Source organism: Bradyrhizobium sp. ORS 375 (genome assembly GCF_000239775.1).
In the GTDB taxonomy this organism is placed as follows: Bacteria; Pseudomonadota; Alphaproteobacteria; order Rhizobiales; family Xanthobacteraceae; genus Bradyrhizobium.
The window spans coordinates 1-8,131 of sequence record NZ_CAFI01000412.1 but is presented as its reverse complement, the minus strand read 5'-3'; the positions used below and the strand labels follow the sequence as shown (position 1 = coordinate 8,131).

At 67.2% G+C, this 8,131-nt stretch carries 5 protein-coding genes; all 5 read right to left on the bottom strand.

Translation table 11 applies throughout. The annotated features are described in order from the left end of the window. Nucleotides 1–29: 29 nt before the first annotated feature. The 5 genes from BRAO375_RS27360 to BRAO375_RS27340 all read right to left on the bottom strand — a co-directional run bounded on the left by BRAO375_RS27360 (nt 30) and on the right by BRAO375_RS27340 (nt 7,991). Complete coding sequence (locus BRAO375_RS27360; RefSeq protein ID WP_009030678.1) at nt 30–1,622, bottom strand: gamma-glutamyltransferase family protein; 1,593 nt, start codon at nt 1,620–1,622, stop codon at nt 30–32. 139 nt (nt 1,623–1,761) lie between these two features. After that, the gene (locus tag BRAO375_RS27355; protein ID WP_009030677.1) at nt 1,762–2,145 is read right to left on the bottom strand and encodes a RidA family protein; all 384 of its coding nucleotides are present in this window, start codon (nt 2,143–2,145) and stop codon (nt 1,762–1,764) included. 155 nt (nt 2,146–2,300) lie between these two features. Beyond that, a complete protein-coding gene (locus BRAO375_RS27350) occupies nt 2,301–4,634 on the bottom strand; it encodes an acetamidase/formamidase family protein (protein ID WP_009030676.1) in 2,334 nt (777 codons plus the stop codon). Between the two features lie 275 nt (nt 4,635–4,909). Continuing rightward, nucleotides 4,910–6,151 (bottom strand): acetamidase/formamidase family protein, encoded by a 1,242-nt coding sequence (locus BRAO375_RS27345; protein ID WP_009030675.1) that lies wholly within the window; start codon nt 6,149–6,151, stop codon nt 4,910–4,912. A gap of 211 nt (nt 6,152–6,362) precedes the next feature. Next, a complete protein-coding gene (locus BRAO375_RS27340; protein ID WP_009030674.1) occupies nt 6,363–7,991 on the bottom strand; it encodes an amino acid ABC transporter permease/ATP-binding protein in 1,629 nt (542 codons plus the stop codon). Between the last annotated feature and the right edge of the window lie 140 nt (nt 7,992–8,131).

Sequence of the window (8,131 nt, the reverse complement as noted above, 5' to 3'; positions counted from 1 at the left end):
GTTGCCGGGGTGCGCAGGTGGGCTCAGTGTCAGCTCTCCGCCACCGCATCGCCCCAGGCGTGCGCGATCTCGGTCGCGCCGCTGTTCACCTCGCCCTGGCGCAGCACGATGCTGGGGCAGGCGAACTTCATCGGCATGGTCTGCACCGGCGCCGGCACGGTCTCGAATTTCGCCGTGAGCGCACTCATCACCTCTGCCGGAAGCCGCGTATCCGCGCCGACCAAATCGCCTTCGCTGGCGTCGATGCGGGGCTGGTGGATCGCGGCGTCGAGGTCCATGCCGTAATCCATCACGAAGGACAGCATCTGCGCCACCGCGGGCAGGATGCGGCGGCCGCCGGAGGCGCCGAGCGCGAGGCGGCGGCCATCGGCGGCCTCTGCGACCACCGGCGTGTAGTTGGTGAGGCAGCGCTTGCCGGGCGCGAGCGAGTTCGTGGTGCCGGGCGTCGGGTCGAACCACATGATGCCGTTGTTCATCATGATGCCGCTCTGCGGCGCCTGGAACTTCGAGCCGAAGCCCGACAGCAAGGTCTGCGTCACCGCGGCCATGTTACCGTCACGGTCGATCACCGAATAATGCGTGGTGCAGGCCGGTGCGAGGTATTCGGCGCCCAGCGCGCGCTTGCCCGCGGCATCGCCCATGTCATTGAGGCGCTCGCGATAGGCCGATTGCATCGCCTCGGCATAGGCGATGAAGGTGCCGGCGTCGGGCGCCCTGCCGGCGACAATGCTCGTCTGCATCAGCCGCAGCGCGTGCGCCAGCGTTGGCCCCGCCGTCAGCTCCGGCGTCGCGAACACCGTGCCGCCGCGATAGGGGATGCGCAGCGGCTCGCGATGATGGGCTTCAAACGCCGCGAGATCCTCGACGGAGAGCGCGCCGCCGGCCGCCTGAATGTCGCGGGTCAGCGAGCGTGCGATGTCGCCCTGGTAGAAGTCGCGGGCGCCGGCGCTGGCGAGATGCGCGAGCGTCGCCTTGAGTTGCTCCATCGGCAGCCGCGTCACCGCCTTGGCGCCCCATTGCGGGTTGGGCGGCAGGCCGTCCTTGAGGTAGGCCGCGGCGCTGCCGGGATAGCGGCGCAGATCGGCGGCGCAGCTCGAAATCATCACCGTGGTCCACCAGTCCACCAGCAGGCCCTCGGCGGCGAGCTTGACGCTCGGCGTGACGAGGTCCTGCCATGGCAGCCGGGCGTAGCGGCTGTGCGCCGCCGCCATGCCGGCAACGACGCCAGGCACCGCGATGGCGCCGGGACCGTGCAGATTGCGGTCGTCCTTGACGCGCGGCCATGGGAAGATGTCAGGGGACACGCTGCCGTCGTTCGCCAGCGGATAGTCCTCGACGCGCAAGCTGTTCGGCGCCCGCATGCCGTAGTCGATCACCTCGACGCGATTCTCCTTGGCGCGATACAGCACCATGGCGCCGCCGCCGCCGAGCCCGCTCATCCACGGCTCGACGACGCCGAGCGCAAAGCCGGTCGCGACGACGGCATCGATGCAGTCGCCGCCCGCGGCCAGCACCTCGGCGCCGATCTCGGCCGCGCGACGCGACTGCGCCGCCACGATGCCGCCCTTGCTGGTCACCGCCGGCTTGCGGATCTGCTGGCGATTGGAAAACTGGTTCGGCATGGCAACTCCCCTCGATCCGCCGCAATTGTCGGGCGAATTGACACCGGCCGGCGCCGCCACGCAATCGGCGCCAGCGCCTGCCTCCTCAGCTCAGATCGAATGGCCGAAGGGGTGTTGAGGATTAATTTACCATTCGGAACTAGGGTCGTCGGCAGACCAGATCGATCTCGATCAGCGCGTCATAGGCAAGGCCGGTGACGCCGACGCAGGTGCGGGCCGGAAGCCGGTCCGGCGGAAAGAATGAACGATAGGTTTCATTCATTGCTGCGTAATCCCGCTGGAATTCGGTCAGGTAAATCCGAGACATCACAATATGTTCGAGGCCGAGGTTGAGACCTTGGAGGATGTACTTCAAGTTCTGCATCACCGCCTTCGTCTGATCTACGATCCCCTCCGGCAGCACGCCCGGCGCCTCCGGTGAGTCCGGCATCTGGCCGGTGACGAACACAAAGCCATCGGTCTCCACGGCATGGCTGAACGGCGCGACGGGCTTGGTCGCGCCGGCGATCATGTGGAACTGCATGGGGAGGGTCCTCTCGTTTAAGGCTCGCTGGGAAACACAATACAGGTCGTCATTGCGAGGAGCGCAGCGACGAAGCAATCCAGAGTCGCGCGTGACGCCCTGGATTGCTTCGCTTCGCTCGCAATGACGGAGATCTGGGACCTGGCGGAGTCAACTCAACCCGCATCCTCGAACAGCCGCTTGCTCAGGATGGCGTGGACGCCCCAATTGCCATCGACCACTTGCGTGACGCCGAAATCGACCGCGGCCGACATCAGCGCCACGGCCTCGTCCTCGCTGAGCCCTTTGATGTGCATCAGGAAGCGGCGCATCTTGCGGAAGGCGTCCTTCATCGCGAGGTCGAGCGACGACTTCGCGTAGACCTCGCTCTGGCCCTGCGCGCCGAACTCGGCGAGGTAGTTCGGATGGCTGAAGCCGGTCAGCACCCAGTCGGTTTCGGTCTCGATCAAGGGATAGCTGAGATCGGCGAACGGTTGGCCCGCGAGCTGCGTCTTCTTGTGGAGGATGATCTGGAACGTGCCGGTCATCGAGCACTCGATCGCGGTGCCGCCGAGTTCGCCGTCGCCTTGCGTGGCATGGGGATCGCCGACTGACAGCAGCGCGCCGGGCACTGCGACCGGCAGATACACGGTCGATCCCTTGCCGAGCCGCCAATTGTCGAGATTGCCGCCGAAGTAGGAGGGCGGAATCGAATCGACGAAATCGGCCTCGCGCGGCGCCACGGCGATGACGCCGAAATGCGGCCGCAGGGGAATGCGGATGTTGTCGAGCACGCCGTGGCGGCGTTTGATGCTGCCGGGCGCGACGGGCACGCCGGGATAGTCGTAGGTCGCGTGCACGACGCCGGACGGATCGGTCTGCGGCTCCCAGCGATAGGAATAGAGCGCACGCGCATGCGGCTCGGGGGCGTCGGCGAAGATCTCGTAGATCGTCACCGCTTCCCGCGGAGCCGGCGGGGCGATCAGTTCGTTGTAGTGATAGCCCCACCACGCCGCGACGCTGGAGCCGAACACGCGGCCCTGATGCTTGGGGTTCCGGCTCGGCCGCGGCACGATGTCGAGGATGCGGACCTCGAGCACGTCGCCCGGGTGCGCGTCCTTGACCGCCACCGGGCCGGTGCAGATGTGCACGCCAAAGCCTTCGCCGGCGCCGCGGCCGAACACGCTGGCGTCCATCGGCCCGGCGCCGCGGCGGTCGACGTTCTTCTTCGCCTTGCTCCAGCCGAACACGCTGAGCGCGGCGGCATCGCCTGCGATCATCAGCTCCGGATCATCGGAGGCGTGCTGGGTCAGCGTCTCGATCGTGATCGTGTCGCCGGAGGCGATCTCGAGCTGCGGCGGCAGCGAGCGGCTGAAATAGCCCCAATGCACGTGCTCGGCAGACGCGGCGAGATGATGATGATGGCGGCGCGCGTCCTGATCGTTGGCCGGGGCGGGCAGGGTGACATCGCTCTTGAGCGAGGCCGGAGCCTGACAGGCGCGTTGCTGCGCCAGCGCATCCTGTGGCCAGCCGCGCTGGCCGCGCGGCGCCATCGAGGTCACCGCCTGCTCGGCCTTCTGCTGCCGGAACTCGCGCGGCGACAGGCCGAAACGGGCACGGAAGCTGCGGCTGAAATGCGCGGAGTCGGCAAAACCGTAGCGATAGGCGATCTCAGAGATCGAGTGATGCGCCTCGGCCGGGTTGGACAGATCGGTCCAGGCGCGCTGCAGCCGGCGCTCCTTGAGGTAATGGCTGAAATTGTCCCCCGCGCTCTCGAACAGTTTCTGCAGATAGCGCTCCGAGATGCCTTCGGCCTGGGCGACGCGCGCGGGCGTCAGCTCGGCATCGTCGAGCCCGCGCTCGATCGCCTGGCAAATCCGGTGCAGCGTCGCCGCCTGGGTCGCACTGTTGCCGGCCTCGGACGTCGGCGCAGCCTGCTGGTGCGCCAGCGTCAGCACGAGATCGACCAGGCTCTGCGCCACCGTGCTCCACTCGGCATCGCTCAGCGTCGCCAGCGTGCGCGCCGTCGCCTCGATGGTGCGGCAGACCACATCGGCGAGCCCGCTTGGGGCGATCACCTGCGGCTTTGCCAGCCTCAGCTTGCCGCTGATCCGGCCATGCAAGGCGTCCGATGTCACCGAGAACACGATCGCGCGCAGATCGCGCTGGAACGCGAGACTCCAGTCGGCGGTTCGCGGCAGCAGGATCAGATGGCCGGCGGGAATGATGCGATGCGTGTCGCCGCAGCGAAGCACCGCGCCATCCTCGATCGCGAGCAGCGCGATCGGCAGGTCCTCCTGAACCTGCGGAACCGCCGCAATCGCCTGCGCGCCCGCCGCCAGCCGCGACAGCGCGATGCCCGGCGCATTGCGGTGCGAGGCGGTGGCATGGCCTTCATGGAACGGCGATTTCGTCGCGGGCTGCAGCCCGACCGCGTTCAGCACGTCGCGCCATGCCTCGGGGCGCTCGCCCTCGGCATAGGATTCGCTGGTGAACGGACGGAAACTCATGGCACGCCCCGGGTCCGGGAATTCAAAGCAACCCCCGTGCCAGATGAGCTTCATAGATTGTCGTGTTTCGGTTTTGATCAGTCCGGTGCTCCAAAGCTCATTGTGATCTGCGGTGGCGCCGCGTCCGCGGTCTTTTCCCCTCCCCCTTGCGGGGAGGGGTTAGGGGTGGGGGTCCACAACGGCAGTGTCGCTCGGGGCGCCCCCACCCAACCCTCCTCCGCAAGCGGGAGAGGGAGCGCACTGTGCGCAAGGAGAGAACTTGCCTCACGCCGACATCAATCACACCGGAACACGTTCTTCCGGATCGTGCCGTGCACGCCCCAATTCGCATCCACCACCTGCGTGACACCGAAATCCGCGCCGACCGACATCAGCGAGATCGCCTCGTCCTCGCTGAGATGATGCACCGTCATCAGGAAGCGGCGGAGTTTGCGGAAGGCGTCGCGCATGGCGCGGTCGAGGCTGGAGTGGTTGGCGATCTCGGTCTGCGCGTTGGCGCCGAGCTCGGCGAGATAGTTCGGATAGGTGAAGCCGTAGACCGACCAGGCCTCGCTGGTCTCGAGCAGCGGATGCGTCAGCCCTTCGAGCGAAGTGCCGCCGAGATCGTTCTTCTTGTGCAGGATGAACTCGAAGTCGCCGGTCAGCGAGGTCTCGATCGCGGTGCCGCCGAGCTCGCTGTCGCCCTGCGCGGCATGGGGGTCGCCGACCGAGAAATAGGCGCCGGGCACCGCGACCGGATAATACATCCGCGCGCCCTTGCCGATGCGCCAGTCGTCGATGTTGCCGCCGGTGTAGCTCGGCGGGATCGAGGAAACGTAGTCCGCCTCGGACGGCGCCAGCCCCATGGTGCCGAAATGCAGCCGCGCCGGCACCTTCACGTTCGGCAGGATGTTCTCGCGCTTCTTGATCGTCCTATGATCGACCGGCACGCCGGGATAGTCGATGGTCGGATGCACGATGCCGTCGGGATCGGTCTGCGGCGTCCAGACGTAGTTGTAGACGGCCTTGGCGAACGGCTCGCCCGCGGTGTCGAGCTCGAAGATGGTCACGACCTCGCGCGGCTTCGGCTCCTCGATCAGGTCGTGATAGTGAAAACCCCAATTGGCGGCGGCGTTGGAGCCGAAGCATTTGCCGGCATGGCAGCCGCATTGGCTCGGCCGCGGCCGGATGTCGAGGATGCGCACCTCCAGCACGTCGCCGGGCTCCGCGCCCTCGATCGCGACGGGACCGGTGAGCAGGTGCACGCCGATGCCTTCGCCCGCGCCGCGGATGAACGGGCCCTCGGTCGGGCCGGAGCCGCGCCGCGCGACCGCCTTATGCTCCTTGGTCCATTTGAAAACGCTTTCGGCGCCGGGATCGTCCTTGATCATGCGCTCGTAGTCGTCATTGGCGTGATGCGTCAGCGTCTCGATCGTGGCGCGGTCGCCGGAGCGCAAGGTGAGCGCGGGTGTCACCACCTTGGAGAAATAGCCCCAATGGACGGTCTTGTTGGACACCGGCAGCAGATGGTGCTTCATGTGAGGGCCTCTTCGCTCAGAGATCGATGGTGTTGCGTCGTGAATTCGCAGACCGGCCTCATGGTTCGAGACGGCGCTACGCGCCTCCTCACCATGAGGGTTTGGTGTCTGGGTGGAATCGAGCGCGCCGCACCCACAGACCTCATCCTGAGGAGCCCGCCGCAGGCGGGCGTCTCGAAGGATGGCCGCGGGGTCGGTGCGAACAACGCGCTCATGCGACCGCGTCCTTCGGCCGCTCGGCCTCCATCACCGAGAGGAAGCGCGCGGTCAGCGGATGGCGCGGGTTGGTCAGCACCTCATGGGCCGGCCCCTGTTCGAGGATGACGCCGCCATTGAGGAAGGCGACGCGGTCGGCGACCTCGTCCGCGAAGCGGATCTGATGCGTCGAGATGATCATGGTCAGGCCATCGTCGATGGCGAGGCGGCGGATCACCTCCAGCACCTCGTTGACCAGCTCGGGATCAAGCGCCGAGGTGGGCTCGTCCAGCAGCAGCACGCTCGGGTTCGGCGCCAGCGCGCGGGCAATGGCGACGCGCTGCTGCTGGCCGCCGGACAGATGCCGCGGCAGCGCGTTGGCGCGATGCGACAGCCCGACGCGCTCGAGCAGCTCTGTGGCGCGACGCTCGGCTTCGAAGCGACCCAGGCCGTGCACCCAGCGCAAGGGGCCCGCGATGTTCTCCTTCGCCGTCAAATGTCCGAACAGGTTGAACTGCTGGAACACCATGCCGACGCCGACATTGGCGCGCTCATTGGCGATCGCGCGTGGCGACAGCTTGCGCCCCATGTCGTCGAAGCCGAGCTTGCGGCCGCCGACGCGGATCTCGCCGGAGTTCCAGTTCTCCAGATGATTGATGCAGCGGAGCAGGGTGCTCTTGCCGGAGCCGGAGGGACCGAGCAGCGCGATCACCTCGCCGATACGCACCGTGAGATCGAGGCCGTCGAGCACCTTGTTGCCGTCATAGGCCTTGCGAAGCTCCTTGACCTCGACGGCGACGTTGTTGCGGGCGATCGTGGCGGCGCGCCGGGCGCGGTCCTCGATCGACAGCGCGAGTGGCGGTGTCTCCTTCAACTCCGCGGGCTCGGGCGGGGCGGCCTCGGTCGCGGGGGAGGTCTCCTCCGCCAGCTCCAGCTTGGTCGCGAGATCGACGCGGCGCCACGGCAAGTAATCCGCAAGCTTGCGCTGCTTCGCCGTGCGGTCGAGATCGAGCAGCCACTCCAGCGCGAGCTGGATGACGCTGATCGCGCCGGTCAGCACCAGATAGATCAGGCCGGACGCGAAGAAGATCGAGAAGAAGTCGAAGGTGGAAGACGCCAGCTGCGTCGAGCGCAAAGTGAGCTCCTGCACGGCGATGACAGACGCGAGCGAGGAGTTCTTCAGCGCGCTCACCGCCTCGTTGCCGAAAGCGGGGATCATGGTGCGGATCGCCTGCGGCGCGATGATCCGGCGCATCAAGACGCCCGGCGTCATCCCAAGCGCCTGGCCGGCCAGCAGCTGGCCGCGATCGACGCCGAGCACGCCGGAGCGCAGCATCTCGGCGATGAACGGCGCCTCGTTGCAGGCGAGCGCGAGGCCGGCCGCCAGCACCGCCGGCAGCTTGATGCCGATATGCGGCAGCGCGTCGTAGGCGAACACCATCTGCAGGATCAGCGGCGTGCCGCGAAAGATCACGGTGTAGCCGCGTGCGATCACAGCCAGCGGCCAGAACCGGCTGAGCTGCATGGCGGCGAGGATGAGGCCGAGGATCAGTCCGCCGATCAGGCCGAGCGCGGTGACCTGCAGGGTCAGCTCGATGCCCTGCAAGAGGTACGGCATGCTGAGATAGTGCAGGAAGAGGGACATGAGCGGTCGGCCTGCGAGGTGCGTAGATTCGTAGGGTGGGCAAAGGCGCGACGCGCCGTGCCTACCGCGGTGGTGCGGAAGAAAAGACGGTGGGCACGCTTCGCTTTGCCCACCCTACGAGTCGCGTCGTGCGGCAGCGG

Excerpts from the sequence above, each read along its gene's own strand:
- BRAO375_RS27360 (WP_009030678.1), bottom strand. The coding sequence starts at position 1,622 with ATGCCGAACCAGTTTTCCAATCGCCAGCAGATCCGCAAGCCGGCGGTG.
- BRAO375_RS27345 (WP_009030675.1), bottom strand. The coding sequence starts at position 6,151 with ATGAAGCACCATCTGCTGCCGGTGTCCAACAAGACCGTCCATTGGGGC.
- BRAO375_RS27340 (WP_009030674.1), bottom strand. The coding sequence starts at position 7,991 with ATGTCCCTCTTCCTGCACTATCTCAGCATGCCGTACCTCTTGCAGGGC.
- BRAO375_RS27350 (WP_009030676.1), bottom strand. The coding sequence starts at position 4,634 with ATGAGTTTCCGTCCGTTCACCAGCGAATCCTATGCCGAGGGCGAGCGC.
- BRAO375_RS27355 (WP_009030677.1), bottom strand. The coding sequence starts at position 2,145 with ATGCAGTTCCACATGATCGCCGGCGCGACCAAGCCCGTCGCGCCGTTC.